Below are 26,883 nucleotides of genomic sequence, written 5' to 3' on the forward strand. Positions count from 1 at the left end.
TCCTGTCGCCGTCACCGCCGACGACCAGTCGTTTCCACTGAGAAGAACTCGTCGTTCGACATCGCGCACGCGTGGCGCATGATCGATGCGAACGGCATTCCGATCCGCCGGCCATCTCATCGAATCTCCGTGCGCTCATGTCACATGCGCTGCGAAACGCCGCAAATTTCAAGACGGTTATTTATGATCGAAAAACTAAATAGAGGATCACGCCCAGTGCGATGAGCCAGATAATGGCGCCTATCGCGCACATGACCAGGCAGCCGGCCACCACTGTGCGTTTTCTTCCACGATCGTCCCATTCGTGGCGATCGATTCGTGGATCCATGACATCGAGGGTACGTCAGCGAAAATTAGTCATGCCTGGCGAATATCGGCGAAGCTCCATAGAGAATTTCCCGGCAAGGGGCGGCAATCCCGCAATTGGCCCGCCCTCGGGCACCGCTGACGTCTCACCTCCGGCCCGGTCGCCGCGTAGCACGGTGAGCCGGTTGCCCGGTGACCGATGATTTCTTCCCGCCCGCGTTGTCTGTACAGGTGACGAGGAGGTGGAGATGGGGGACTTGCGCACCTGTCCCGGAGCCGTCGAGGTCAACGCCACCATGCGGCCCGGCCGCGTACGAACCGGCTGGAGGGCGATCGGGACCACCGGCCCAGCGACGACCGGAGTCGCCGATCCGGGGCCCGGGATCTGGGCCGCCGGGCCGGACGTTTCGACTGGCGCCGTCGGCCCGGTGGCTGTGATCGAGGTGACATCGTGAGGAGCAGGCCGATGGTCGAAGGGGCGAGCCTGCTCGAGAGAGCCATCGGCTACGCGCTGGGTAGCCTGCGCCTCGTCGCCAGAGAAGACCTGTATCGCGCCACCCCATGCCACGACTGGGACGTGGGAGATCTGCTGGCCCACCTGGACGACTCGCTCACAGCCCTGACCGAGGCCGCCGACCTTGGCCAGGTCGACCTCGGTCCTGCCATGGCCGGTGGTGCTACAGGCGGCGGCTCGGCTCCGGGGCTCCATCGCGGGCCGGCCGGCGACGTGGGTGGCGGGCGGGAGGCGTGCAGGAGGCGCGACCCGGTGCTGGTGTTGCGGGATCGGGCGGCCGAGATGCTCGGGGCGTGGGCCCGTCAGGTGCGCGATCACGTCGTGATCGAGGGGTGTCCAATGGCGGCCACGACGGTGTCAGAGGTCGGGGCCGTGGAGGTGGCCGTGCACGCATGGGACCTCGCCCGTGCCTGCGGGCGACCGAGCCCGATGCCTCCGCTGATGGCGGGCGAACTGCTCGACCTCGCCCAGGTGTTCGTCACGGACGCCGACCGCCCGGCGCGCTTCGCCGGGCCGATCGCGCAGCCCCGGCGCGCGTCCGCGCAGGACCGGCTGCTCGCCTTCCTGGGCCGAGACCCCGGCTGGGGCCCACCACACCGCTTCCAGGCCGGCCGTGGGGCCGGGCGGGGAGCTGATCGGTGAGGGCGACGGAAACGCGGTCCTCCCGGGCGCGGGGAAACGCTCGACGAACACAGGTCTGCTGGGCAGCGCATACGGATTGAAGTGCGGGATGCGCGCTTGGTCCGGCTAGTGTGGAATGGAGCTGATCGCCGAAGTGGCGACCAGTGGTGGCGACGACCGTTCTTCGTGCGGCCGTCGCCACCCTTCAGAGCCGCCGGAGCCCTCCTTCAGAGTCACTCGCAGAGCCACTCCCCGGGGGCGCTCGCAGGGCCACCCGCAGGGGCACTCCCAGGGGCACTCGCAGGAGCCGGGTGAGGAGCAGCCGGGTGGCGCCGGCGGTCAGGTGGACGCGAGCGCCTCCAGGACCTGGTCTCCGTATTTGGCCAGTTTGTTCTCGCCCACGCCGTTGACTTGGCCCAGCTCGGCCAGCGACGAGGGCGACAGCGTGGCGATCTCGCGCAGCGTCGCGTCGTGGAAGATCACGTAGGCGGGCACGCCCTGCTCCTTGGCGGTGGCCGCCCGCCAGGCACGCAGCCGTTCGAACACCGGCGCCGCCTCCTGGGGCAGCTCCACCACGGGACGGGCGGCCCCGCCGCCGGAGGTCTTGGCCCGCGCCGGTCGCCGCGCGTCGCGGCGCAACCGCACCTCGCGCTCCCCGCGCAGCACGTCGGCGCTCGCGTCGGTGAGCACCAGTGCGCCATAGTCGGATTCGACGGCCAGCAGCCCCTGCGCCAGCAACTGGCGCGCCACTCCGTGCCATTCGGTGTTGGTCAGCTCGGTGCCGATGCCGAACACGGTCAGCGAGTCGTGGCCGAACTGGAGCACTTTGGCGGTCTTCTTGCCGAGCAGGATGTCGACGATCTGGCCGACCCCGAACTTCTGCCGTCGTTCGCGGGCCAGTCGCAGGACGGTCGAGAGCAGCTTCTGGGCGGGGATGGTGCCGTCCCACGCCTCGGGGGGCGCCTGGCAGGTGTCGCAGTTGCCGCACGGCTCGGCCCGCTGCTGGCCGAAGTAGTCGAGCAGCATCACGCGGCGGCACGCGACGGTCTCGCACAGGGCCAGCATCGCGTCGAGGTGGAGCACCTGCCGCCGCCGGTGGGCCTCGTCGCCTTCCATGGCCAGCCGCCGGTGCTGCACGACGTCCTGCAGGCCGTAGGCCATCCACGCGGTGGCGGGCAGGCCGTCGCGCCCGGCCCGCCCGGTCTCCTGGTAGTAGCCCTCGACCGACTTGGGCAGGTCGAGATGGGCCACGAAGCGCACGTCGGGCTTGTCGATCCCCATGCCGAAGGCGATCGTCGCGACCACGATCATCCCGTCCTCGCGCAGGAACCGGGCCTGGTGCGCGGCGCGGGTGCGGGCGTCGAGGCCCGCGTGGTAGGGGACGGCGGCGATGCCGTTGTCGACCAGGAAGTCGGCGATCTTGTCGACCGAGGACCGGGACAGGCAGTAGACGATGCCCGCCTCGCCGGGGTGCTCGGTGCGCAGGAACTCGAGCAGCTGCCGCTTGGGCTCGTTCTTGGACGAGATGCGGTAGTGGATGTTGGGCCGGTCGAAGCTGGCCACGAAGTGGCGGGCCTGCTGCAGGCCGAGCCGCGAGGAGATCTCGGCGTGCGTGGCCGGGGTGGCGGTCGCGGTCAGCGCGATGCGCGGCACCTCGGGCCAGCGCTCGTGCAGCTCGGACAGCGCGAGGTAGTCGGGCCGGAAGTCGTGACCCCACGAGGAGACGCAGTGCGCCTCGTCGATGGCGAACAGCGAGATCTCGCCCTTGGCCAGCAGCCGCAGCGTCGAGTCGACCCGCAGCCGCTCGGGCGCGAGGTAGAGCAGGTCGAGCTCGCCCGCCAGGAACGCCGCCTCCACCCGCTGCCGCTCGTCGAAATCCTGGGTCGAGTTGAGGAACCCCGCCCGCACGCCGAGCGTCGTCAGCGCGTCGACCTGGTCCTGCATGAGCGCGATCAGCGGCGAGACGACCACACCGACCCCGGGGCGCACCAGCGCCGGGATCTGGTAGCACAGCGACTTGCCGCCACCGGTCGGCATGAGCACGAGCGCGTCGCCGCCCGCCACGACGTGCTCGATGATCTCCTGCTGACCTGCCCGGAACGAGTCGTAGCCGAACACGCGGTGCAGGACCTCGATGGGGGTATCCATGCGGCTACCTTACGTGTTCGCCCGCGGGCGCCGGCCCTGTTCGCCCACGGCGATCGTAGGCCACCAGCGACGCCGCTCCGAGCGCGCAGGCCGCCGCCACCGCGCCCATCACCGCCGGGAATCCGGCCACCTGGGCCAGGCCCGCCGCGAGCAGCGGGGCCACCGCTTTGGCGACCGTGATGGGCAGGGCCAGCGCCCCGCTCAGCGACCCGTACGCCGCGGTGCCGTACCTTGCGGTGAGCAGGGCCGGACGGGCGATCGTGCCCACGCCGAACCCCAGCCCGAACAGCACCACGGCGCCGACCGCCCCCGGCACGCTCCGCCCGACCAGCGGCAGCAGGACCGCCGCGACGCCCTGCAGCCCGAACACCACCGCGGTGATCAGCGAGACCGGCCAGCGGGCCTGCAGACCGGTGGTCAGCACCCGGCCCGTCACCGAGAGGACCCCGAGCAGTCCCGCGACGGTGGCCGCGAAGACGGGCGGGTGCCCGAGCGCGATCAGGTACGTCACGAGCAGCACCCCCATGACCGCCACGGCCCCGGTCTGCGTCAGGAACGCGGCGGCCAGCAGCCAGAACGGGCGTTCACGGACCGCCGAGGCGACGATCTCGCTCCGGCGGGCGGACGCCGGGGCCGGACGCCCGCGTACGGCCAGGCCGTGCAGGGGGATCGTGGTCACCGCGTAGCCGGCGGCCAGGACGACCAGGGCGTGCCGCCAGCCGTACCTGTCGACGAGGAATCCCGTGAGGGGCAGGAAGATGCTGGAGGCGAAGCCCGCGACGACGGTCACCGCGAGCAGCGCACGGGCCCGGCGGGCCGCGTCGAACCAGGCGACGATCACCGCGAACGCGGCCTCGTACAGGACCATGGCCGAGGCGACGCCGAGGGCCGCGCAGACCAGGTAGAGCTGCGCGACCGTGCGGACCTGCGACCAGGCGAGCACGGCCGCCGCGCCGAGCACCGAGCCGGCCGTCATCAGGCCGCGCCCGCCGTGCCGGTCGAGCCACCTTCCGACGAGCGGCGCCACCAGCGCCGAGATCAGCACGGCCAGCGTGATCGCGCCGGTGAGCTGGGCCACTCCGGCGTTCAACTCGCGGGCCATCGGAGTGATGAACACCGAAAACGCGTAGTAAAGCACGCCATATCCGATGGTCTGGGTGATCGCGAGTGCGCCGATCAGCCGGGCGGGCGATCCTGGGCCGGCGATCACATCCGGATCAGTTCCCCGTTCACCACCCAGAAATACGGTGATAAGCGTCACCTCAGGTTATTAACGTATTGATCATGAGCCTTTCTTATGTCGTGACCGGCGGAGGGCGTGGCATCGGCCGGGCGGTCGTCGAGCGGCTGTCCGCGCAGGGCACCGTGATCGCCGTCGAACGTGACTCAGGCGCGCCTGCCTGGGCCGGGCCCGAGGTCGTCACGCTCGTCGGGGACGCCGCGGACGAGGCCGTCGTCGAGCGGGCGGCCGACCTCGCGCAGGACGCGGGGACGCTGGCCGGCACGCCGGGCGCCATCGTGAACGTCACCTCGCACCAGGCGCGCAGGGCGGTGCCGGGAAGCCTGCCCTACTCCACGGCCAAGGCCGCCATCGAAGGGCTGACCAGGGCGCTCGCGGTCGAGTACGGCAGGCGGGGGGTCAGGGTCAACGCCGTCGCCCCGGGATCGGTGGCCACGGAGAGGTACGAGGAGTTCCTGGCGGCCGCGACGCCCGAGGCCGCGGCCGGGATCTCGCGCGACATGGCGCGGTTGCACCCCCTCGGCAGGGTCGCGAAGCCGGATGAGATCGCCGCGGCGGTGGCCTACCTCCTGTCGGACGGAGCCGCCTTCGTCAACGGCGCGACCCTGCCCGTGGACGGCGGCCGGTCGGTCCTCGGCCTGGATCTGGAGGCGAAGGAATGAAAACCATTGTCGAATGGTTGAGGGGGGCATGAAGAAGAACCTGCATCCGGCCTACCGCCCCGTCGTGTTCCGCGACCCGAGCGTGGGGTTCGCCTTCCTGACCCGTTCGACCCTGACCAGTGGCAGGACCGTCGAGTGGGAGGACGGCCGCAGCTACCCGGTCGTCGACGTCGACGTCTCCTCCGCGAGCCACCCCTTCTACACCGGAAGAGGCCGTGTCCTCGACACCGCCGGCCGCGTCGAGCGCTTCAGGCGGCGCTACGACCAGCGGTGACCCGCGATATCCCGTCCCCCGCCCGCCCGCCTCGAGCGATCCCAGCGGATCCTCGTCGCCGGCGCGGGCGGGGGCTTCCGCGTTGGGGGCGGGAGGAGAGGATCGCGCCTAGGCTGGCCACGATATTTCCGCTTTGAGCGGTTACTTATGGGTATGAGGTTTGAACGGGTCTCTGGGCAATGGTGATCGCGATGAGCCTCTCTGAGCGGGAACGCCGCATCCTCGCCGAGATCGAGCATGCCCTCCTCGCGGACGACCCCGAGCTGGCGAAACGGGTCGCGAAGATCAACCGTGTGGGGGCGCACGGCCGGCCCGGCACGCGGATGCGCGGGTGGGTGACCGGCCACATCTGGCTGATCGTGCTGGTCACCGCCCTCGTCGCCGTGCTGCTGGTCGTGGCGGTACTGGTCGCGTGACCGCCACGCCCGCCTCGCCGCCGGGGCGCCGGTCACGTGTAGCCGCGTCAGCCGTGTGTGCGGTGGGGCCGGTCGCGTGTACGCCGCGTCAGCCGCGTGTGCGGCGGCGCCGGATCACCGCCAGGTCGACGGCGGCGATGACGGCCACGGCGGCCGCGATCACGGCCTCCCAGGCCCAGACGCTCTCGCCGGTGCTCATCGCGCGCAAGAAGAAGAAGACCGTCGCGAGCACCCCGAGCACCAGCGCCACCAGGGACAGGATCCGGCGGGCGCCCAGCGGGCTGCGCGCGGTCAGCGGCTCGGTGCCCTCGCGGTCGCGTAGCCACATGGTCGTCTCCCCTCAGGCCAGGCGCCTCGGCCTGGTCGTCTGCCTCAGGCCAGGCACCTCAGCCTGGCGACGAGTCGCGGATCGAGCCCGTGCCCGGCGGGCAGCCGTCCGACCGTCGCCTCGACGAACTCCGGGAAGGTCAGCGTCGCGCTCTCTCCGTCGGCGTAGACCCACATCTGCTCGCCGGTCGGCTCCACCTGGACGTCGGCCCCCTGCTCGGCCAGCACGAACCGGCCGACCTCCGCCCGCCAGAACCACCTGTCGTCGGCCTCCTCCCAGGAGACCGGAGCCCCGACGTCGTCGGCGTGGGTCGCGTACTCGGAGTCGTAGTGGAAGGCCTGCAGCCCGGCGGGATAGGGCCCGGCCATCGTGTCGATCAGCCCGTCACGGCCGGTATCGCGCATGCGGCGGCGTGTCTCGCCGTTCTGGCCGCGCCACTCCTCCAGCACGTCCTCCACGGGTACGGCACGGCGTTGCCGCACGCACCACTCGTTGAAGTCGTGGAAGCCGTTGACCCCCTCCCGGGCCAGCCGGGCGAGCAGGTTTTGGACGTTGCCGTCGAGGCAGGCGTGGTTGTAGAGCTCCTCGCCCGCCAGGTGACCGAGGACGTCGCGGACCGACCACCCTTCGCAGCGGGACGGCCGCTCCCAGCCCTCGTCGTCCAGGCCGACGAAGAACCGGTCGAGCCTGGCCGCCTCGGCGTCGAAGATGTCGAACGGATCGAACTCTTTCAGCAGGTCCCCAGCCATAATTCGACGCTACCCCCGAAACGGCCACTCAGACGGACCGGGGAAAAGGCGAGGCCCGGCCCCCGAAGAGGGGACCGGGCCGCGCTCAGGTGTGGTTACCGGTGGTGCCACCAGCTGCCGTAGACCCGCACGTAGTCGGTGCGGCTCTCGGAGCCCTCGAGCTTCCAGTTACCGGAGTAGACGGCCTTGAAGGTGCCGCTCTTGTAGGCACGCGTCTTGGTCACGAACTTGCCGCTCCACTTGGTCTTGGTGGAGGCGACCCACTTCCAGCCGCTGGAGCCGTTGGCGCGGTAGTAGACCTTGACCGTCTGGCCGCTCAGGCCCTCCCAGCCGTGGTCGTCGACCTGCAGGCGGCCGGAGAACCAGATCGACTTGCCCTTGCGGACCTTGGACGGGTCGGCGCTGAAGCGCGTGATCCGCGTGTCGGCCTTGTCCTTCTTGATCTCGACCCAGAACCGCGCGGTGTCGCTGACGACGACCTTGCCGTCCTTGATGCCCTGCGCGGTGGCCTTCCACTTGCCGGCCGGGTCGTTCTCGGTGAACGGGATGGAGAAGCGCCAGTTCTCGAGCGTCTTGACGTCCTTCGCCCGCATCGTGCGGAACTGGCCGTCGGGCTCGACGCTGAGCTCGACCTTGTCGACGTCGGAGCTGGCCGCGACCTTGAAGAACACGTCCGTCTCGCTGCCGGCCTTGACGATCACCGGGTTGGGCGAGATGTCCTGGATCTCGACCGTCGGCGCCTTCGTCTGCGCGGACGCAGCGGCACCTCCGGACACGAGCATGGTCCCGCCCACCAGGGCGGAGACGATTCCTAATGCGATTTTTCTCATGAGGGTGCTGATTCCTCTCCCCGTATCGCTGGAGCCGGCTCGGGATAGCCGGTTCCTCTACTACTGTGAGGCACCAAATAGGGAAAAGGTTCGCTAAAGTTACGAGAAAAGTTTGATCACGGGTCTCACCTGCGCCATCGGCGCAAAATAATTTCGTCCGAAGGCGACCCGGCCACAGCGTGCAAGCCGTGATGTCCGATCCGCGTAAGTGCTTGCAAGCATTTGCGTGATCCGTCGTATAGTTTGCGCATGACACGACGACTGGCAGACGTGGCCAAGAAGGTCGGGGTGAGCGAGGCGACCGTGAGCCGCGTGCTCAACGGCAAGCCGGGGGTCTCCGAGGCGACCCGGGAGGCGGTGCTCACCGCGCTCGACGTCCTCGGCTACGAGCGTCCCACCCAGCTCCGCGGCGACCGGGCCCGCCTCGTCGGCCTGGTGCTGCCCGAGCTGCAGAACCCGATCTTCCCCGCCTTCGCCGAGGTCGTCGGTGGCGCGCTGGCCCAGCAGGGGTTCACCTCCGTGCTCTGCACCCGGACCGTCGGCGGCGTCTCCGAGGCCGACTACGTCCACCTGCTGCTCCAGCAGCAGGTCAGCGGCGTGGTCTTCGCCGGCGGCCTGTACGCGCAGGCCGACGCCTCACATCGGCACTACGGCCTGCTGCACGAGCGCAAGCTGCCCACGGTCCTGGTCAACGCGGCCGTCGAGCACCTCGACTTCCCGCAGGTGTCCTGCGACGACGTGGTGGCCGCCGAGATGGCCCTGGCCCACCTGCGGACGCTCGGCCACGAGCGCGTCGGCATGGTGCTCGGCCCGAGAGACCACATCCCCTCGCGGCGCAAGCTCGAGACGTTCCGGGCGCGTGGCGGCGACCCCGAGTTGGTCGAGCACACGATGTTCTCGCTGGAGGGCGGGCACGCGGCGGCGGCCAGGCTGGTCGCCCGCGGGGTGACCGGGGTGATCTGCGCCAGCGACCTGCTCGCGCTCGGCACGGTCCGGGCCGCCCGCCGGGCCGGGCTGGGCGTGCCCGCCGACGTGTCGGTCATCGGGTTCGACGACTCGGCGCTGATGAACTGCACCGAGCCCCCGCTGACCACGGTGCGCCAGCCGATCGACGCGATGGGCCGGGCGGTGGTCGACCTGCTGGTCGCCCAGATCGACAAGGCCGTGGTCCCGGCCGACGAGCTGCTCTTCGAGCCGGAGCTGGTCGTCAGGGGGTCGACCGCGCGCGTGCGGGCGTAGGCGCGGAACCCGCTAGCCGTAACGCAGTCGTTATCTTGCAATGGCCCGTCGAAATATTGCGTAGTTCCGTTGGCGATCCTATGGTGTGGGCACCTCGCATCAGAAGGGTCAGACCCATGCAGAGATCCACAGGGCTCTTACTCGTCGCCGTCCTCGCCCTCTCCGCCACCGCCTGCGGTTCGAGCGAGCCCGCGAAACCCACGGCCGGCGGCGCCCCGGCCGTGACGATCACGGTGGCCTGCCAGCCCGCGAAGTCCGCGCCCAAGGAACGTCAGGCGTGGGACGACGACGTCGCCGCGTTCATGAAGGCGCACCCCGGCGTGACCGTCAAGAGCACCGACCAGCAGCCGTGCTTCGACCCCAAGACGTTCGGTCCCAAGCTCGCGGGCGGCCAGATGGAGACCGTCTTCGTGGTGCCCGTGACCAACTACGACGACGTGATCGGCAAGGGACAGGCCCTCGACATCACCGCGTACACCGGCGAGATCAAGAACTGGAACGACCTGCGGCCCGACGTGCGTGAGCTGGTCACCAAGGACGGCAAGGTGTTCGGGGTGCCCAACGTCCACTACGGCGTCGGCCTGGTCTACAACCGCAAGCTCTTCACCCAGGCCGGGCTCGACCCCAACACGCCGCCCAGGACCTGGGCCGAGATCCGCGAGGCCGCCAAGAAGATCGCCGCCCTCGGCTCCGGCCACATCGGCTACGGCGAGTACTCCGGCGGCAACACCGGCGGCTGGCACTTCACCCAGGCCATCTACGGCCGCGGCGGCGCCATCCTCACCGACGACGGCGCCAAGGCCGCGTTCAACTCGCCCGAGGGCAGGGCCGTGCTGCAGACCCTGCACGACATGCGCTGGGTCGACAACAGCATGGGCAACAAGCTGCTGGTCGGCTGGGAGTCGCTGATGATGGCGATGGGCAGCGGCAAGGTCGGCATGATGCTCGGCGCGCCCGACGTGGTCACCGACGTGGTCAACAAGTTCAAGGGCAACGTCGCCGACTACGGCATCACCGGCTTCCCCGAGGCCAGGGCGGCGCTCAGCGGCGGCGAGGCGTTCATGGTCAACCCCAAGGCCACGCCCGAGGAGGCCAAGGCGGGCCTGCGGTGGCTCGACTTCCGGTTCAACACCGTGGGCAAGGGCCGCTTCGACTTCGCCCGCGGCAAGGCCATCGGCAACCCCGTCGGCGTGCCCGACAACGACGTCTACGGCGACTCGGCCACCGGCAAGGCGATCCAGGAGGACCGCAGGAAGAACGCCTCGCTCCCGGTCGAGAACTACGAGCCGTACGTCCAGGCGGCGGCCACGATCCCGCCGAAGGCCGAGCCGGTCCACGCGCAGGAGCTGTACGCCATCCTCGACGTGGCCATGTCCGGCGTGCTGAGCCGCCGGGACGCCGACCTCGACAAGCTGCTCGCCGACGCCGAGACCAAGGCCAACGCACTGCTGGCAGCCAAGGGCTGACCCGCATGGGTGTCTTGAGGCGCAACCTGACGGCCTATGGGTTCCTGTGCGCGGCCCTGTGCTGCTTCGCGGTGTTCGCCTGGTATCCGATGGTCAGGGAGTTCATCCTGAGCTTCCAGCGGACCAACCTGATCGACCCGCCCACCTGGGTCGGGCTGGACAACTTCAAGGCCGTCGTCCAGGACCCGGCGTTCGGCACCGCGTGGCTGAACACCGTGGAGTTCACGGTGCTCGCGCTCATCTGCGGCTACGTCGTGCCGTTCGTCGTGGCGCTGGTGCTCAACGAGCTGCGCCATGCCCGGGCCTACCTGAGGTTCGTCGTCTACCTGCCGGTCATGTTGCCGCCGATCGTCGCGGTGCTGCTGTTCAGGTGGTTCTACGACCCGGGGCCCGGGCTGTTCAACCAGATCCTGGACCTCTTCCACCTGCCGGGGCTCGCCTGGCTCGACTCCGGCAGCACCGCGCTGATCTCCCTGGTCATCGTCTCCACCTGGATGAACATGGGCAGCGCGACGCTCATCTACCTGGCGGCACTGCAGAACATCCCGCCGGAGCTCTACGAGGCGGCCGAGCTCGACGGGGCCGGCGTCCTCAAGCGGATCAGGCACGTCACGATCCCGCAGACGCGGCTGATCCTGCTGCTCATGCTGATGCTGCAGATCGTGGCCACCATGCAGGTGTTCATCGAGCCGTTCATGCTCACCCTCGGCGGCCCGGAGAACTCCACCGTCACCGTCGCCTACCTGATGTTCCAGTTCGCGTTCACGTACCAGAACTACGGCGTGGCCGGCGCGCTCGGCATGATGCTCATGGTCGTGCTGCTCGTCTTCGCCGCCTTCCAGCTCCGGTTCACCCGGGAGGACAAGGCATGATCTCCGTTGGCGCCCGGGCCGCGGCCGGGCGGAGGCGGAGGCGGCGAGGGCCGAAGCCGATCGAGACACAGTTCCGCACGATCGTCTCGCCGCTCCAGCTCAACAGCAGGTGGGGAAGGCGCGTCTACTGGGCCGTGCTGGTCGCCGTCGTCACGGGCTCCACCCTGGTCTTCGTCTTCCCGCTCTACTGGATGGTCACCGGCGCCATGAAGACGGGCGAGGAGATCGCCCAGATGCCGCCCACCCTCTTCCCGGCCGATCCCACCCTCGACGCCTACGTCGAGGCGTGGGACCTGTTCGACCTCGGCACGCTGCTGAGGAACACCGCCTACTACTCGCTGGGCGGCTGGCTGTTCTGCATGGTGGTGGACGTCTCGGCGGCGTACGCGCTGTCGAAGCTGCGGCCGATGTTCGGCAACGTGATCCTGGGCGCCATGCTGGCGACGCTGATGATCCCGCCGATGGTGGTGCTCATCCCGTTGTACGTCACGGTCGTCGACCTGGGCCTGCTGAACAACCCGTGGGGCCTGTGGCTTCCCGCGGCGGCGAACGGGTTCAACATCTTCCTGCTCAAACGCTTCTTCGACTCCATACCGAGAGAGCTGATCGAGGCGGCCCAGATCGACGGCGCCGGCCCGGTGCGGGTGCTGTGGTCGGTGGTGCTGCCGGTGTCGAGGCCGATCCTCGGCGTCGTCTCCATCTTCACGATCGTCACCACCTTCAAGGATTTCGTCTGGCCGCTGCTCGTCATGACCGACAGCGAGAAGATGACGCTCAGCGTGGGCCTGTCGCAGACGGCCGGCATGGTCACGCAGAACGCGATCATGGGCGGCCTGGTGGTGGCGGCCATTCCGACGATCATCGTTTTCTTCTTCTTCCAACGGCACATCATGGCGGGTCTCACCGCCGGAAGCATCAAGGGATGAGCATGTCTCAAACGTGGTGGCGGGGGGCCGCGATCTACCAGGTCTACCTGCGCAGCTTCGCCGACGGCAACGGCGACGGCGTCGGCGACCTGGCCGGGCTGCGCTCGCGCCTGCCGTACCTCAAGGACCTCGGCATCGACGCCATCTGGCTGAACCCGTGGTACCCGTCGCCGATGGCCGACGGCGGCTACGACGTGGCCGACTACCGCGACATCGAGCCGGTGTTCGGCACCCTGGCCGAGGCCGAGACGTTCATCGCGGAGGCGCACGAGCTCGACATCAGGGTCATCATCGACGTGGTCCCCAACCACAGCTCCACCGCGAGCGCCTGGTTCCAGCAGGCGCTCGCCGACCCCGGGGCCAGGGCGCGCTTCTGGTTCCGCGACGAGCCCAACGACTGGCAGTCGATCTTCGGCGGCCCCGCCTGGACCCAGGTCGCCGACGGGCAGTGGTACCTCCACCTGTTCGCCCCCGAGCAGCCCGACTTCAACTGGGCCGACCCGGACGTCCACCGGGAGTTCGAGGACGTCCTGCGGTTCTGGTTCGACCGGGGCGTCGACGGTTTCCGGATCGACTCGGCGGCGCTGCTGTTCAAGTCCGACACCAGCTACGAGGACCTCGACGAGGTGCACGACGTCTACCGGCGCTGGCGCGAGGTGGCCGACGAGTACGGCGAGCGCGTCCTGATCGGCGAGGTCTGGCTGCCCGACCAGGAACGCTTCGCCCGCTACCTGCGCCCCGACGAGCTGCACACCGCGTTCAACTTCGACTTCCTGTCCTGCCCCTGGGAGCCCGCCGAGCTGCGCCGGGTGATCGACCTGACGCTGGCCACGCACATCCCGATCGGCGCCCCGCCGACGTGGGTGCTCTCCAACCACGACGTCACCCGCCCGGTGACCAGGTACGGCAGAGCCGACACGGCCTTCGCCCACGGCGGCGCCCTGCACGGCAGCCCGTCCGACGCGGAGCTCGGCTACCGCCGGGCCCGGGCCGCCGCGCTGCTCGCGATGGCGCTGCCCGGCTGCGTCTACGTCTACCAGGGCGAGGAGCTCGGCCTGCCCGAGGTGGAGGCCCTGCCCGACGAGCTGCGCCAGGACCCCATGTACGTCAGGTCGGGCGGCGCCAACCCGGGCAGGGACGGCTGCCGGGTGCCGCTGCCCTGGTCGGGCGACGAACCGCCGTTCGGCTTCGGCGACGGCCGCCCCTGGCTGCCGCAGCCTGAGGGCTGGCGCAAGCTCACCGCCGAGGCGCAGCGGGCCGACCTCGGCTCGATGCTCAACCTCTACCGCACCGCCCTCGGCCTGCGCCGCGACCTCCTCGGCGACGGCACGCTCGGCTGGCTCCCGTCCGGGCCGGATGTCCTGGCCTTCACCCGCGACTCGGGCCTGACCTGCGTGTCCAACCTGGGCACCGGCCCGGTGCCGCTCCCGGCGGGCACCGTCCTGCTGGCCAGCGGCCCTCTGGACGACGCCACCCTCCCGCCCGACACGACCGCCTGGCTCACCACGCCGGCCTGACCACGCCGGCCTGACCACGCCGGCCTGAGACCGCCGATCTCAGGCCGACGCGCGTCGTCAGGGGCCGGCGTCGCCCCAGCCGCCGCCCCCGGCACCGGGGTCGCCGAGGTCGGCGGGGTCGCCGGAGCTGGGCGGCCGGCCGGCCGGGGTCGCGTCGGCCTCGGCCGCGTCGGCCGGGGTGGCGTCGGCCGGGGTGGCGTCGGTCTCGGTCGCGTCGGCGTCCCGGGTGGGCGACGCCGGTCGGCAGCTCTGGCTACAGCCGCCGAACCGCGCCGAGTCGATCGGGGTGAAGGACGACGGCTCGACGTTCTTCAGCGCCGCCAGCATCGTGTCCTTCCAGATCGGCCCCGGGATGCTGGCGCCGACCACCGAGCCGTAGTAGCGGCCGCCGATCGTGACGCCGACCAGTTTGTGATCCTGCGAGCCGCGCGGGTCGCCGATGCTCACCGCGGCGGCCAGGTCGGGCGTGAACCCGGCGAACCAGGCGGAGGTGTACCTGTCGGTGGTGCCGGTCTTGCCCGCCGCGTCGCGGCCGATGCCACCGACCGAGCTCATCGTGCCCGAGGTGAACACGCCGGACAGCACGTCGGCCGCCGCGTCGGCGACCGCGGGGTCGAGCGCCTGGCGGCACCGGGGCTTGACCGTGGTCGTCCTGCCGTCACGGTCGGTGATCCGGGTGATCGCCATCGGCTCGCAGTACGTGCCGCGGGCGGCGATCGCGGCGTAGGCGTTGGCCACGGTCACCGGGTCCATCTCGTTGATGCCGAGCGTGAACGTCTCGTACTCCTGGAGCTTCGTGCCGTCGGCGCGGTGGATGCCCAGCGACTTGGCGATCGTGACCGTGTCACAGAGCCCGACCTGCTGCTCCAGCGTCATGAAGAACGTGTTGACCGAGCTCCAGGTGCCGGTCCGCAGGGTTCTCCAGCCGGGTGTGCCCTCGTCGTTGGTGACGATGTGGTTGGGGTCGCCGATGTTCTCGCCGGCGCAGTTCTTGAACGCCGAGTAGCCCGACGCGCGGTAGCCGGCGCCGACGTTGAACCCGTCGTCGAGCTTCATGCCCTTGTCCAGCGCGCTGAGCAGGGTGAACGTCTTGAAGGTGGATCCGGCCTGGAAACCGACGCCACCGCCGTGCGCAGCGTCGGCGACGAGGTTGTAGGAGATCTCGTTCTTGGCCGGGTCGCGGCCGTACTTCCTGCTGGCCGCCATCGCTCTGATGGCTCCGGTGCCCGGCTGGACCAGGGCCTCGGAGGCGACCGGGGCGTCGCCGGGATGGACCCACTTCCTGATCGCCTTGTCCGCCGCCGCCTGCATGGCCGGGTCGAGCGTGGTCCTGATCGTCAGGCCGCCGCGGTTGAGCAGGTCGAGCCGGGCCTTGGCGGTCTTGCCGAAGTCGGGGTTGTTCAGGATCTCGTTGCGAACATAGATGCAGAAGTACGAATATTTGCTGGATTCGCAGCCGCCAGGGAGCTTTGTGCCCTTGTATCCGAGCTTGGTGGCCTTCGCCGCCGCCGCCTCCTCCGGGGTGATCTTGCCCAGCTCCGCCATCCGGCCCAGCACGACGTCGCGCCGGTTCCGCAACCGCTCGCGCTGCTTCGTGCCCAGGTTGGGGTCGGTGGCGTTGGGATCCTGCACGGCGCCCGCCAGCGTCGCCGCCTGCGGCAGGGTGAGCTCGGCCGCCGTCACGCCGAAGAACCGCTTGGCCGCCGCCTCCACGCCGTAGGCGCCGGCGCCGAAGTAGGCGATGTTCAGATATTTCCCCAGGATCTCGTCCTTGGAGTACTTCTCCTCGACGGCCATCGCATGACGCAGCTCCTTGAGCTTGCGCGCGTAGCTCGCCTCCAGCGCCTTGTTCCGCTCCTGCTCGCTGCCCGCGGAGTTGAGCAGCACCTGCTTGACGTACTGCTGGGTGATGCTCGACCCGCCCTGGCTCACCCCGCCCGCCTGGAGGTTCTTGGCGAACGCGCGGATCGTGCCCTCGAGGTCGATCGCGCCGTGCTCGTAGAACCGGTAGTCCTCGATCGAGATGATCGCCGTCTTCATCACCTCGGCCATCTCGTCGAGCGCGACGACCTTGCGGTACTCCTCGTAGAACCGCGCGATCTCGTTGCCCTTGGCGTCCTGCACGATCGTGACCTCCGCCGGCGGTGGCTCGACGAGCTCCGCCGGCGCGAGGTCGACCGCGTCGGTCGCCGACTTGAGCCCGATGCCCACACCTCCGACGGCCGGCAGCGCGATCCCCGCCGCCAGCACCCCCGCCGCCGCTCCCACGCCGGCCAGACGCACGATCTTGGACACGGCGCCTGACCTGTCCTCACCCCGATCTCGCATGAGCGGGAGCCAAGCAGATGACATGGGCCGATGTCCAATATCGCTATCGGGGACCGAGCGATATCGGGTGCCGCATGATCCCAGGTCAGCCCGGGTCCCCGGTCAGGACCTGGTGACCGTACGCCGCCGCAGGAGCAGTCCGCCGACCCCGGCGGCCATGATCAGTGCCGATCCGGTGAGCACGAACGCCCGCCCGTCCGGCCCCGCCTCACCGCCGGCGCCGGTGTCGACCCCGTCCTTGGGCGTCGAGGAGTTCCGCCTGGTCGGCTCGGGCGACTCCGACGTGGCCGTGGAGGAGGGAGTGGAGGAGGGCGTCTCGGAGGGGGTCTCGGAGGGGGTCGAGGAGCTGCCCGCGCCGATGGTCAGCGGGTAGGTGTCGAGCGTGTCCGGGTTCTTCACCTCGCACTCGATGAGGGGCGAGGTGGGCAGTTGGCCGATGTTGACGGCCGCCGGCTTCACCTGCGCGGTCCCGGCTCTCTGCGAGGTCGTCTTCATGCTGACGGCGGTGGCCGGCAGGGGGATCGTCTGCCCGGCGGTGATCGTGCCCAGCGTGCCCACGCCGGTCGCCGAGGTCAGGGCGCCGGACATGCCGGAGATCGAGGCGTAGGTGTAGAGCTTGACGCCCGCCGGGAGTCCACCGGCCGGGGCCTTGAGCTCGGCGCCGGCCTCGTACACGCCGGTCCAGCCGATGGAGAACTGGACACCGGTCTCGGGATTGGTGGCCGGCAGCGTGAGCGTGACCTTGATCTTGACGTCCTGGACCGTCCCGGAATCGCTGGTGCAGGTGTACTCGACGACCTGGGTCCCGGTGCCCGTGCCGCCGCCGTCACCGCCCGTACCGACCGTGACCACGACGCTCTCCGTGCCGGTCGTGGTGCACGAGGTCACCTCGGCGGGCGCGCCGGCCAGGCCCAGCTTCAGGCTGCCCTGCTCGGTGGACGGCTTGATCGTCACCTGGCCGCCCGTGGTGGCGGTGACCGTCACCTTGCTGGTCACCTTGGCCGCGAGCACGGACGTGGACCCGGGCGTGACGCTCGCGCCCGTCTTGCTGAGGTCCGTGTGCGTCCCGCCGGTCACGACCAGTTTGCCGGTCGCCTGGACCTGCGTGGCAGTGGTCGGCGCGGTCCGCAACGTCAGCGCCGGCAGGCTCCACTCGACGTCGAACGTGCCGCTCGCCGTGTCCGGCACGGTGAGCGGCACGGTCATCGAGGTGGTGCTGAACGGGCCACCTGCGCAGGTGAAGCTCAGGCTGAGGGTCTTGTCCGCCGCCCGCGCGGGCACCGCCAGGACCAGGAACGAGCCGGCGAGCACGGCCAGCATGCCCGCTAAGACGGATACCCACCCGACGGTGACCCGGGACGTCGGCACTGTCCATCTCCCTACGGGGGACCAACTTGACAGGACGCACAGACTTTCAGCCCTGGGTCACGGTTGGGTGGAGTTCGCCAGAAAATGCCGGTAAATCAGGGTGACGACGGTGTCCGTTGCGCTGAAGGGTGTGAATGCGACGTCTGGGCATGAAGAGGAGGCGGAGAGCCGGGGGAGGGCGTACACGTGAAGGAGATCATCGAACTGATCGGCGAAGCGCTGGACTTCGCCGGCGTGCTCGTGATCGCAGTCGGCGTCCTCGTCGCCGCCGTCACGTTCGGCCTCCGGTACGTGCGGACCCGGCAGGCGGCCGGCCTCTACCCCGCGTTCCGCCAGGGCGTGGGCCGGGCCATCCTCCTCGGACTCGAGCTCCTGGTCGCGGCCGACATCATCAGGACCGTGGCGGTGTCGCCCACCTTCCAGAGCGTGGGCGTCCTGGCCGTCATCGTGGCGGTGCGGACGTTCCTCAGCTTCTCGCTCCAGGTGGAGCTGGACGGCCGCCTGCCCTGGCGGCCACCACCGGTCACCGGGCCGCCGCCCTCCGGCGGCTAGGAAAGGACGGGCGGATCGATCACCATGATGGGGTGCCCGCCCACCCCGTGGAGGTGCCCCCATGGCTGATTTCACCTTCGACCCGCTGACACCTGCCTCGTTCCTCGCCAGGTCGTCGGCCGTGTTCCGCGACCGGATCGCGGTGGTCGACGGCGAGCGCGAACTGACCTACGCGGAGTTCGGCCGGCGGTCGAGCGCGGTCACCGGCCTGCTCGCGGGCCTCGGCGTCGCGCCGGGCGACCGGGTCGCCGCCCTGTGCGCCAACAGCCACGTACAGCTCGAACTCCACCACGGCGCGCCGATGGGCGGGGCGGTGCTCGTGGCGCTCAACTTCCGGCTGTCCGCCCAGGAACTGGCCTACATCATCCGGCACGCCGGGGCCGGCGTCCTCATCGCCACCATGGAGTACGCCGGCAAGGCGCACGAGGTCGCACGGGCCACCGGCGTGCGCCTCGTGCTCGCCGGGCAGGACGGTGACGACGAGTACGAGACGCTGCTGGCCGCCGCGAAGCCGGCACCCGCCGAACGGATCGACGAGCGCGGCCTGCTGGCGATCAACTACACGAGCGGCACCACCGGCCCGCCCAAGGGAGTCATGTACCACCACCGCGGCGCGTTCCTCCAGGCGCTGGCCATGGCCTTCCACGCCCGGCTCGACTCGGCCACGCGCTACCTGTGGACGCTGCCGATGTTCCACTGCAACGGCTGGTGCTTCACCTGGGCCGTGACGGCCGCGGGCGGCACCCACGTGTGCCTGCGGGCGGTCGAACCCGAGCGGATCTGGCGGCTCCTGCACGAGCAGGGCATCACCCACCTCAGCGGCGCCCCGACCGTGCTGTCCATGATCGCCGACCATCCGGGCGCCGGCGAGAGGCGGCTCGACTCGCCCGTCCGGATCACCACCGGCGGCGCCCCGCCCACGCCGACCCTGCTCGCCCGGCTGCACGAGCTGCGCATGGACGTGACCCACCTGTACGGGCTCACCGAGACCTTCGGCCCGATCGCCGTCAACGAATGGCAGGCGTCCTGGGACGAGCGCCCCCCGGACGAGCGGGCCGCCCTCCGCGCGCGGCAGGGCGTGGCCAACGTCATCGCCGGCCCACTGCGCGTCATCGACGACCACGGCGCCGACGTGCCCGCCGACGGGGCCACGCTCGGCGAGATCGCCGCCCGCGGCAACGACGTCATGCTCGGCTACTACCGCGACGAGGCGGCGACCGAGGCGGTGACGACGGACGGCTGGCTCCGTACCGGCGACCTGGCCGTCACGCACCCCGACGGCTACGTCGAGATCCGCGACCGCCGCAAGGACATCATCATCTCGGGCGGCGAGAACATCAGCTCCGTCGAGGTCGAGCAGGCCCTGGCCCGCCATCCCGCCGTCCTGGAGAGCGCCGTGGTGGCCGGGCCCGACGCCCACTGGGGCGAGGTGCCGGTCGCCTTCGTCACCCTGCGCCCCGGAGCCGCCGCCACCGCCCAGGACCTGATCGACCACGTACGCTCCGAGCTCGCCACCTTCAAGGCCCCCAAGCGGGTCGTCTTCTCCGACCTCCCCAAGACCTCCACCGGCAAGATCCAGAAGAACGTCCTCCGCGACCGCGTCGCCACCGACTGAGCTGCCCCGTGTGTCAGGCCGACTCCCGCACGATCAGCTCGGTGGGGAGGATGACCGGGTCGGACGGCCCGCCGGAGAACAGGCCGAGCAGGAGACGCACCAGGGCGGCCGTCTGCTCCATGACCGGATGACGCATCGTGGTCAGCGGCGGCTCGGTGTATTTCGCCGCGTCGATGTCGTCGAAGCCCACCACCGCCACGTCCTCGGGCACCCGCCGCCCCGCCTGCCGGAGCGACTGCAGGGCGCCGACGGCCATCAGGTCGTTGGCCACGAAGACGGCGTCCAGAGCGGGGTCGTCGCGCAGGAGCTGGCGCATGGCGATGGAGCCCGACTCACGGGTGAAGTCGCCGACCGCGACGATCGAGCGGCGGTCGGAGTCGCGCAGCACGTTGCGGTAGCCCGTCAGCCGGTCCTGGCCGGCGATCATGTCGAGCGGCCCGGCGATCGTGGCGATCCTGCGGCGGCCCGAGGCCAGCAGATGGCGCACCGCCGCCTCGGCGCCGCCCACGTTGTCGTTGTCGACGAACGGGATGTCGACGGGCACGGCCGGCCTGCCGTAGGAGACGACGGGCACGCGCAGGCGGGACAGCGCGGCCGGCAGCGGGTCGGCGCCGTGCATCGAGATGAGCATGACGCCGTCGACGTGACCGCCCGCGATGTAACGCTCCACCCGCGCGTGGCTCTCGGCCGACGACGCCAGCATCAGCACGACCTGCTTGTTGACCGCCTCCAGCTCCACGCTGGCCGAGCGGATCACCGTGGAGAACAGCGGATCCTCGGAGAACACCCGGGTCGGCGGCTCGGAGACGACCAGGGCGATCGAGTCGGTGCGCTGGGTGACCAGGCTGCGCGCGGCCGAGTTGGGCACGTAGCCCAGCTCGTCGATCGCGCGCTCCACGGCGTCGCGAATGTGCGGGGCCACCGTCGTCTGACCGTTGACGACCCGGGACGCGGTGGCGCGGGAGACGCCCGCCCGGGCGGCTACCGCCTCCAGGGTCGGGCGTCTCATCTCATCTCCTTGAGCACGAATGGAATCTACAGCCCGTTCCTGACGATCACATCGCGGTACCACAGGGCGCTGTCCTTGGGCACCCGCGCCTGGGTCGAGTAGTCGACGTGCACGATGCCGAATCTACGCCGGTACCCCTCGGCCCACTCGAAGTTGTCGAGCAGCGACCACACCAGGTAGCCGCGCAGGTCGGCGCCCGCCTCGATGGCGCGGTGCACCTCGCGCAGGTGGCCGTCGAGGTAGGACACCCGGTCCGCGTCGTGCACCCGGCCGTTCTCGACGACGTCGTCGAAGGCCGCGCCGTTCTCCGTGACCATGAGACCGACCTGGGGATAGTCCCGCGAGAGCCTGATCAGCAGCCTGGACAGGCCGTCCGGTACGATCGGCCAGCCCATCGCGGTCGTGGGGGCGTCGGCGCCGGCGAACCTGACGCCCTCGGAGCCCGGCCAGGCGGCGTCGGCCGGCTCGCCCGGTCCCGCCTCGACCACACAGGGGTTGTAGTAGTTGACGCCGATCTGCTCGATGGGCGCGGCGATGGTCTCCAGGTCGCCGTCCTTGATGTGGCCGGTGCCGCCGTTGCGCTCGGCGGTCTCGAGCACCTCCTCCGGGTAGCGACCGTAGATGGCGGGGTCCAGGAACTGCCTGGTCAGCAGCGTGTGGATGCGGTGCGCGGCGGCCGCGTCGGCCGGGCCGGCGACCGCCTCAGGGTCGTTGACCTGGGCGGGGGTGAGCACCGGGGCCGAGTTGACCACGAGCATGAGCTCCTGCGCGCCCAGCTCGCGCAGCCGCCTGGCGGCCAGGCCGTGGCCGAGGAGCAGGTGGTGCGCGGCGCGCATGGCGCTCGCCGGGTCGCGGCGGCCCGGCGCGTGCACGCCGTTGCCGTAGCCGAGGAAGGCCGCGACCCACGGCTCGTTGAGCGTGGCCCAGTGGCCGACCCGGTCGCCGAGCCGGTCGTGCACGGCCTCCGCGTACTCGGCGAACCGGTAGGCGGTGTCACGGTCGGTCCACCCGCCGCGCTCTTCCAGAGCTTGCGGCAGATCCCAGTGATACAGCGTGACGTACGGCGAAATTTCGGCTTCTAGGAGCTTGTCGACAAGCATGTCGTAGAAGGCGAGGCCCTTGGGGTTGGCCGGGCCGGAGCCGTCCGGCTGGACGCGCGGCCAGGCGACGGAGAACCGGTAGGCCGCCAGCCGCAGCTCGCGCATCAGCGAGACGTCGTCGGCGTAGCGGTGGTAGTGGTCGCAGGCCACGTCCCCTGTGTCGCCGCCCGCCACGTTCCCGGGGGAGTGGGAGAAGGTGTCCCAGATCGACTGGCCTCGCCCGTCCTCCTTGACCGCCCCCTCGATCTGGTAGGAGGCCGTTGCGGCGCCCCAGACGAAGCTCTCCGGGAAAATCATCCTTTTACCGCTCCTTGCATGATTCCACCAATGATCTGTTTGCCGAACAGGACGAAGGCGATGACGAGCGGCAGCGTCCCCACCGCCGTGCCCGCCAGGCCCAGCACGTAGTCGTTGACGTAGCCGCTGGCCAGGGTCGACAGGGCCACCTGCACCGTCGGGCTGTCCGGGTTGAGCACGACCAGCGGCCAGAAGTAGTCGTTCCAGGCCGACATGAACGTGAGCATGCCGAGCACGGCCGCCGCGGGCCGCGCGGCCGGCAGCACGACGTGCCAGAACAGCCCCCAGGTCGTGCACCCGTCGACCCGGCCCGCCTCCAGCAGCTCGGTCGGCAGCGCCCGCGACAGGTACTGCGTCATGAAGAACACGCCGAACGCGTTGACCAGGGCCGGCACGATCAGCGCGTAGTTGGTGCCGGTCCACTCCAGCTTCACCATGAGCAGGTAGAGCGGGATGATGCCGAGCTGGACCGGGACCATCATGGTCGCGACCGTGATCAGCAACATGACGTTGCGGCCCCTGAACCTCAGCTTGGCGAACGCGAACCCGGCCAGCGTCGAGAAGAACATGACCGCGACCGAGATCGAGCCCGCCACGATGACCGAGTTGAGCAGTGCCAGCCCGAACGGCACGGTGTCGAAGACCCTCGCCACGTTGGCGAGGAAGTTGCCGCCCGGCAGCAGCGGCGGCGGCACCTCGGCCAGCGCCGAGTTGTGCCTGGAGGCGACCACCACGCTGTAGTAGAGCGGGAACGCGGAGAAGAAGGCCACCGCGGTCAGCGTCAGATATCTCAGCCTCATATCAGGCCGCCCTTCACCCGGCGCGTGATCAGGTAGTTGATCCCCGCGACCACCACCACGGCCAGGAACATCAGCCACGACGCCGCCGAGGCGTAGCCGAAGTCGAACTTGGTGAACCCCTGCTCGTAGACGAACAGCGCCAGCGTCTGGAACTGCCGGTCGGGCCCGCCGTTGGCCGCGCCGCCCTGGGCGACACCGGTGCTGGCGCCGAACAGCAGGGGCTCGGCGATGATCTGCATGGCGCCGATCGTGGAGACGATGACGACGAAGATGATCGTGGGCCGGATCATCGGCACGGTGATCTTGCGGAGCTGCGTGAAGTTGCTCGCCCCGTCGATCGTGGCCGCCTCGTACAGCTCGCGGGGCACGGCCTGCATGGCCGCCAGGAAGATCAGCGCGTTGTAGCCGGTCCAGCGCCACATGATCATCGTGGAGAGCGCGACGTGCGAGGTCGCCGTGCCCGCCGCCCAGTCGATGGCGCCCACGCCGAACCAGGACAGCACCCAGTTGATCATGCCGAAGTCGCGGCCGTACAGCTGACTGAAGATCACCACCACGGCCACCACGCTGGTGACGTTGGGCAGCAGCAGCGAGACTCGGAACAACGTCTGGAAGCGCAGCCCGCGGTTCAGCAGGTGCGCCAGCCAGATGGCCAGCACCAGCTGCGGCACGGTCGACAGCACCCCGATGGACAGCGTGTTGAACGTCGCGTTCCAGAAGTAGCCGTCGGCGAGCAGCGTGCCGAAGTTGTCCATTCCGACGAAGGTGTGCTCGTCGGACAGCAGCGTCCACTCGTGCAGGCTCACCCACGCCGTGTAGATCAGCGGGAAGAGCCCGAAGGCGCAGAAGAGCAGGAAGAAGGGCGCGACGTAAGCGTACGGCGACACCCTCACGTCGAGGGTGTGCCGCATGCCCCGCCTGCGCCGCCGCCCGGGGACGGCGAGCGGGAGCGAGCTCATTTGATCTTCTTGACGTCCTCGAGCACCTGCGCCCATGCCTGGTCGGGGGTCTGCTTGCCCTGCTCGACCCGGCCCAGGCCGTCGCCGATGACGACGCGGACCTCGGCCTCCTTGGGGCCGAGGTGCTGAGGCTTGAGCGCCTTGGCGGCCTCGGAGTAGATCTTGCCGATGGGGGCGTCGCCGAAGAACGGCTTGGTGAAGTTCTGGATCGACGGGTCGTCGTAGAGGGACGGGATCGACGGGAACGTGCCCTCCTCCTTGAAGACCTTGGCCTGGTTCTCCTTGGAGGTGAGGAAGTCGATCAGCTCGGCGGCCTCCTTGGGGTGCTTGCTCTGCTTGGGGATCATCAGGTGGGAGCCGCCGCTGTTGCCCGACCCACCGGGAACGGTCGCGATGTCCCACTTGCCGGACGAGTCCTTGGCCTGCTCCTGGATGAAGCCGGTCATCCAGGCGGGGCAGATGATCGTGGCGAACGAGCCCTTGGCGAAGCCGGTGTTCCACGGCGGCGAGAAGGCGGCCAGCTTGGCGGTCAGCTTCTCGGAGGTGAGCTGGTTGGACAGGTCCCAGGCCTTCTTCACGTCGGGGTTGGAGTCCACGATGATCTGGTCCTGGGCGTCGTACAGGCCGGTCGGCGCCTGGTTGACCATGGCCCGGAAGATCTCGCCGGGGCTGTCCACGAACTTCGCGCCGGCCACGTCGGCGGCGGCGAACTTCTTGCCGGTCTCGATGTACTGCTCCCACGTCGGCCAGAGCGCGGCCACCTCGGTCCGGTCGGTCGGCAGCCCGGCCTTCTCGAACAGGTCCTTGCGGTAGCACATGGCCAGGCCGCCCACGTCGGTGCCGAGGCCCAGCAGCTCGCCGCCCTGCTTGCTCAGGCCCTGCTGCCACTTCCAGTCGAGGTAGTCGCTCTGCCGCTTGTCCAGCCCGTACTGCTTGAGATCCTGGAACTTGGCGGGCTGCGCGGTGAACGTGCTGATGTAGCCGACCTCGACGGCTTCGACGTCCCCCGCCCCGGCGTTGGTGGCCAGCCGCTTCACCAGGTTGTTGTGGTGGTCGTTGAACTGCGTGACGTTCTCGACGATCTCGACGTTCGGATGCGTCTTCTTGTACTCCTCGTACAACGGCTTGAAGCCGAAGTCGCCGAAGAGCCCGATCGTGAGCTTGACTTTCTCTTCCGGCTTGCTGGCGGTGCCTACGGTGTCGCTCCCGCCGCCGCCTCCGCAGGCCGCGGACCCGAGGGCGAGCAGCGACGCGGTGAGCAGGGGCACGGCGAGCCGCCGGATACGAGGGGTCATGGAACCCTCCAGGGTTCGTGCTAGGGGGATGTGGAGAGAGCGCTCTCTCAAGAGATTCGTAGCCATCACAGGGCTATGTCAACGGAAGTTGGATAACGATAGGGTTGCCGGAGAGAGCGCGTTCGCAAATCCGCCAAGCTCCGGAGAGCTGGCGACAGGCGGCCGGCCAGATGCGTGCCGACGCGCATCACCGGCTTGGACAGAAGCCTCTCTGCGCTGGACCGATGCGCTCTCGCCGTTAACTGCGGACGGGTCGACCGGCGAGGGTGACGTTCACCTCAAGCCGCAGGATCGCAGGGTCCCGTCCAGCCGACGAACGTGGGCATTGGCGGCCCAAGGTTCCAGACGAGCTCGCGCTTGGCTGATCTCATACGTCAGCCGGGCCGAGCTGTGCTGTCTGGTGAGTTCGGCGGCCTCCGTCAGCCTGGCCGCCGCCTCAGGGATCTCCTTGGCCATCGTCAAGGCGCTCGCGTATCGGGCAAGCACCAGCCCATGTCGCCTCTTGTATTTGGGATCAGGTCCAGTCAGAAACCGCTCGGCCGCCATGACGACAGGTTTCACAGCAGGTCCGGGGTGGTTCAGCCGGACGAGCAAGGCGCACCTGCCACAAGTTCCAACGCCAATGGTGAAATCCAGTGCAGGAACGTCGGTTCGTTGTCCTTCGGCGCTCCCGCCGACACGAGCGCGCGGTCATGCGTGCGAACACTCGCTGCGGCGTTACCCTCGGCAGCGTAGGCGACCGAAAACAGCGATTCGTGCAGCGGCGCCAGTAGCTTGCTCGGGGACCTGGAGGCCCAGCTCTGAACGGCGAGGGCATGGTCCAGAACCGTAGCCGTCCGGTCCTGGTCGGCGGCCAGCCTGCCCAGCCAGTAGTGCATGTAGCCGATCAACGTCGGGTCCCCGAGATCGAGTGCCGCGCGCAGCCCGTCACGCCGCGGTTGCTCAGCCGCCATGTAATCGCGCAGGTCATAGGCGAGAAAGCCCGCTAGCTGTGACATCTGCGCATATGTACTGAGGAGCCGGTCTCGTAGGCTCGGCTGCATCGACTCGCGGGCGAGGAGTCGCGCGACCGCCTCTCGCTGTCTGTTGACGACCGGTAGCAGTGTGGCCGGCCCAGATCGGTCGTCGGCCTGATGCGCCTGCATCGAGAGTTTCTCGAACGTGCACACCGCCGCCTCGTCCACCCTCCATGTGCTGCGCAGCACCCCCGCCAGGCGTTCCTCCTCCTCCAGGGTGAGCGCGCGCAGCAGGCCCAGTGCCTTGCTTCCACCCAGCAGCAAGGCCAGTTCGAAGAGCAACTCCCGTCGCTTCACGTCGGTCTCCTCGACGCCGATGGCACGCAGCAACCGCACGCACGCCGAGGCGTCCACGAGCGACTAGTGGGCATGGCTCCTGCGCTCGATTCCATCGTGACACGGCTTGCCCGATCCAGGGGCGGCCGGTTGGCGTCCA

Annotated in this window: 25 protein-coding genes; 12 read left to right on the plus strand and 13 right to left on the minus strand. The window is 69.7% G+C overall.

The window, feature by feature from the left end; translation table 11 throughout:
- Nucleotides 1-554: 554 nt before the first annotated feature.
- Both AB0C16_RS14415 and AB0C16_RS14420 read left to right on the plus strand, forming a co-directional pair.
- Entirely contained in the window at nucleotides 555-761 is a 207-nt protein-coding gene (locus tag AB0C16_RS14415; protein ID WP_357682570.1) for a hypothetical protein, read from the plus strand.
- The gene (locus AB0C16_RS14420; RefSeq protein WP_357682572.1) at nucleotides 758-1,462 is read left to right on the plus strand and encodes a maleylpyruvate isomerase family mycothiol-dependent enzyme; all 705 of its coding nucleotides are present in this window, start codon (nucleotides 758-760) and stop codon (nucleotides 1,460-1,462) included. The genes AB0C16_RS14415 and AB0C16_RS14420 overlap by 4 nt, the downstream gene beginning before the upstream one ends.
- A gap of 318 nt (nucleotides 1,463-1,780) precedes the next feature.
- Here AB0C16_RS14420 and recQ read toward each other — a convergent pair whose 3' ends face one another.
- Nucleotides 1,781-3,589, minus strand: a complete 1,809-nt coding sequence (gene recQ, locus AB0C16_RS14425; RefSeq protein ID WP_357682574.1) for a DNA helicase RecQ — start codon at nucleotides 3,587-3,589, stop codon at nucleotides 1,781-1,783.
- Nucleotides 3,590-3,593: 4 nt separating this feature from the next.
- The gene (locus AB0C16_RS14430; RefSeq protein ID WP_357682576.1) at nucleotides 3,594-4,799 is read right to left on the minus strand and encodes an MFS transporter; all 1,206 of its coding nucleotides are present in this window, start codon (nucleotides 4,797-4,799) and stop codon (nucleotides 3,594-3,596) included.
- Nucleotides 4,800-4,873: 74 nt separating this feature from the next.
- On the opposite strand from AB0C16_RS14430, the gene AB0C16_RS14435 reads away from it, so the two are divergent.
- The 3 genes from AB0C16_RS14435 (at nucleotide 4,874) to AB0C16_RS14445 (ending at nucleotide 6,181) form a co-directional block, all read left to right on the plus strand.
- The gene (locus AB0C16_RS14435; protein ID WP_357682578.1) at nucleotides 4,874-5,491 is read left to right on the plus strand and encodes an SDR family oxidoreductase; all 618 of its coding nucleotides are present in this window, start codon (nucleotides 4,874-4,876) and stop codon (nucleotides 5,489-5,491) included.
- Nucleotides 5,492-5,519: 28 nt separating this feature from the next.
- Nucleotides 5,520-5,765, plus strand: a complete 246-nt coding sequence (locus AB0C16_RS14440; RefSeq protein ID WP_357682580.1) for a type B 50S ribosomal protein L31 — start codon at nucleotides 5,520-5,522, stop codon at nucleotides 5,763-5,765.
- 191 nt (nucleotides 5,766-5,956) lie between these two features.
- Entirely contained in the window at nucleotides 5,957-6,181 is a 225-nt protein-coding gene (locus AB0C16_RS14445; protein WP_357682582.1) for a DUF3040 domain-containing protein, read from the plus strand.
- 88 nt (nucleotides 6,182-6,269) lie between these two features.
- Here AB0C16_RS14445 and AB0C16_RS14450 read toward each other — a convergent pair whose 3' ends face one another.
- The 3 genes from AB0C16_RS14450 to AB0C16_RS14460 all read right to left on the minus strand — a co-directional run bounded on the left by AB0C16_RS14450 (nucleotide 6,270) and on the right by AB0C16_RS14460 (nucleotide 8,088).
- On the minus strand, nucleotides 6,270-6,509 hold the full coding sequence (locus AB0C16_RS14450) for a DUF6343 family protein (RefSeq protein WP_357682584.1): 240 nt from the start codon (nucleotides 6,507-6,509) through the stop codon (nucleotides 6,270-6,272).
- A gap of 44 nt (nucleotides 6,510-6,553) precedes the next feature.
- The gene (locus AB0C16_RS14455; protein WP_357682586.1) at nucleotides 6,554-7,258 is read right to left on the minus strand and encodes a maleylpyruvate isomerase family mycothiol-dependent enzyme; all 705 of its coding nucleotides are present in this window, start codon (nucleotides 7,256-7,258) and stop codon (nucleotides 6,554-6,556) included.
- Between the two features lie 95 nt (nucleotides 7,259-7,353).
- Nucleotides 7,354-8,088, minus strand: coding sequence for a hypothetical protein (locus tag AB0C16_RS14460; protein WP_357682588.1), 735 nt, complete (start codon nucleotides 8,086-8,088; stop codon nucleotides 7,354-7,356).
- Between the two features lie 249 nt (nucleotides 8,089-8,337).
- Between AB0C16_RS14460 and AB0C16_RS14465 the strand changes: the two genes are divergently transcribed.
- From AB0C16_RS14465 to AB0C16_RS14485, 5 genes are all read left to right on the plus strand, one after another.
- Nucleotides 8,338-9,327, plus strand: coding sequence for a LacI family DNA-binding transcriptional regulator (locus tag AB0C16_RS14465; protein WP_357682590.1), 990 nt, complete (start codon nucleotides 8,338-8,340; stop codon nucleotides 9,325-9,327).
- 116 nt (nucleotides 9,328-9,443) lie between these two features.
- Nucleotides 9,444-10,793 carry an extracellular solute-binding protein gene (locus AB0C16_RS14470; protein WP_357682592.1) on the plus strand — a complete coding sequence of 450 codons (1,350 nt, stop codon included), beginning with the start codon at nucleotides 9,444-9,446 and terminating at the stop codon, nucleotides 10,791-10,793.
- A gap of 5 nt (nucleotides 10,794-10,798) precedes the next feature.
- A complete protein-coding gene (locus AB0C16_RS14475; protein ID WP_357682594.1) occupies nucleotides 10,799-11,665 on the plus strand; it encodes a sugar ABC transporter permease in 867 nt (288 codons plus the stop codon).
- Nucleotides 11,662-12,591: a carbohydrate ABC transporter permease gene (locus AB0C16_RS14480; protein ID WP_357682596.1), complete on the plus strand. Its 930-nt coding sequence runs from the start codon at nucleotides 11,662-11,664 to the stop codon at nucleotides 12,589-12,591. The genes AB0C16_RS14475 and AB0C16_RS14480 overlap by 4 nt, the downstream gene beginning before the upstream one ends.
- 2 nt (nucleotides 12,592-12,593) lie before the next feature.
- A complete protein-coding gene (locus AB0C16_RS14485) occupies nucleotides 12,594-14,108 on the plus strand; it encodes a glycoside hydrolase family 13 protein (protein ID WP_357683050.1) in 1,515 nt (504 codons plus the stop codon).
- 57 nt (nucleotides 14,109-14,165) lie between these two features.
- On the opposite strand, the gene AB0C16_RS14490 is transcribed toward AB0C16_RS14485, so the two are convergent.
- Both AB0C16_RS14490 and AB0C16_RS14495 read right to left on the minus strand, forming a co-directional pair.
- Complete coding sequence (locus AB0C16_RS14490; RefSeq protein WP_357682598.1) at nucleotides 14,166-16,403, minus strand: transglycosylase domain-containing protein; 2,238 nt, start codon at nucleotides 16,401-16,403, stop codon at nucleotides 14,166-14,168.
- A 135-nt stretch (nucleotides 16,404-16,538) separates the two neighbouring features.
- A complete protein-coding gene (locus AB0C16_RS14495; RefSeq protein WP_357682600.1) occupies nucleotides 16,539-17,804 on the minus strand; it encodes a hypothetical protein in 1,266 nt (421 codons plus the stop codon).
- A 186-nt stretch (nucleotides 17,805-17,990) separates the two neighbouring features.
- Between AB0C16_RS14495 and AB0C16_RS14500 the strand changes: the two genes are divergently transcribed.
- Both AB0C16_RS14500 and AB0C16_RS14505 read left to right on the plus strand, forming a co-directional pair.
- Nucleotides 17,991-18,356: a DUF1622 domain-containing protein gene (locus tag AB0C16_RS14500; RefSeq protein ID WP_357682602.1), complete on the plus strand. Its 366-nt coding sequence runs from the start codon at nucleotides 17,991-17,993 to the stop codon at nucleotides 18,354-18,356.
- A gap of 61 nt (nucleotides 18,357-18,417) precedes the next feature.
- Nucleotides 18,418-19,971: an AMP-binding protein gene (locus tag AB0C16_RS14505; protein ID WP_357682604.1), complete on the plus strand. Its 1,554-nt coding sequence runs from the start codon at nucleotides 18,418-18,420 to the stop codon at nucleotides 19,969-19,971.
- A gap of 13 nt (nucleotides 19,972-19,984) precedes the next feature.
- On the opposite strand, the gene AB0C16_RS14510 is transcribed toward AB0C16_RS14505, so the two are convergent.
- The 6 genes from AB0C16_RS14510 to AB0C16_RS14535 form a co-directional block, all read right to left on the minus strand.
- Nucleotides 19,985-20,980: a LacI family DNA-binding transcriptional regulator gene (locus AB0C16_RS14510; protein WP_357682606.1), complete on the minus strand. Its 996-nt coding sequence runs from the start codon at nucleotides 20,978-20,980 to the stop codon at nucleotides 19,985-19,987.
- Nucleotides 20,981-21,006: 26 nt separating this feature from the next.
- Nucleotides 21,007-22,377 (minus strand): GH1 family beta-glucosidase, encoded by a 1,371-nt coding sequence (locus AB0C16_RS14515; RefSeq protein WP_357682607.1) that lies wholly within the window; start codon nucleotides 22,375-22,377, stop codon nucleotides 21,007-21,009.
- Nucleotides 22,374-23,177, minus strand: coding sequence for a carbohydrate ABC transporter permease (locus AB0C16_RS14520; RefSeq protein WP_357682609.1), 804 nt, complete (start codon nucleotides 23,175-23,177; stop codon nucleotides 22,374-22,376). The genes AB0C16_RS14515 and AB0C16_RS14520 overlap by 4 nt, the downstream gene beginning before the upstream one ends.
- Nucleotides 23,174-24,136 (minus strand): sugar ABC transporter permease, encoded by a 963-nt coding sequence (locus AB0C16_RS14525; RefSeq protein ID WP_357682611.1) that lies wholly within the window; start codon nucleotides 24,134-24,136, stop codon nucleotides 23,174-23,176. Before AB0C16_RS14525 ends, AB0C16_RS14520 begins: the two co-directional genes overlap by 4 nt.
- The gene (locus AB0C16_RS14530) at nucleotides 24,133-25,431 is read right to left on the minus strand and encodes an ABC transporter substrate-binding protein (protein ID WP_357682613.1); all 1,299 of its coding nucleotides are present in this window, start codon (nucleotides 25,429-25,431) and stop codon (nucleotides 24,133-24,135) included. The genes AB0C16_RS14525 and AB0C16_RS14530 overlap by 4 nt, the downstream gene beginning before the upstream one ends.
- 578 nt (nucleotides 25,432-26,009) lie before the next feature.
- Nucleotides 26,010-26,801 (minus strand): hypothetical protein, encoded by a 792-nt coding sequence (locus AB0C16_RS14535; protein WP_357682615.1) that lies wholly within the window; start codon nucleotides 26,799-26,801, stop codon nucleotides 26,010-26,012.
- Nucleotides 26,802-26,883 lie beyond the last annotated feature (82 nt).

This window comes from Nonomuraea sp. NPDC048916, assembly GCF_040649575.1.
Taxonomy (GTDB): Bacteria; Actinomycetota; Actinomycetes; order Streptosporangiales; family Streptosporangiaceae; genus Nonomuraea.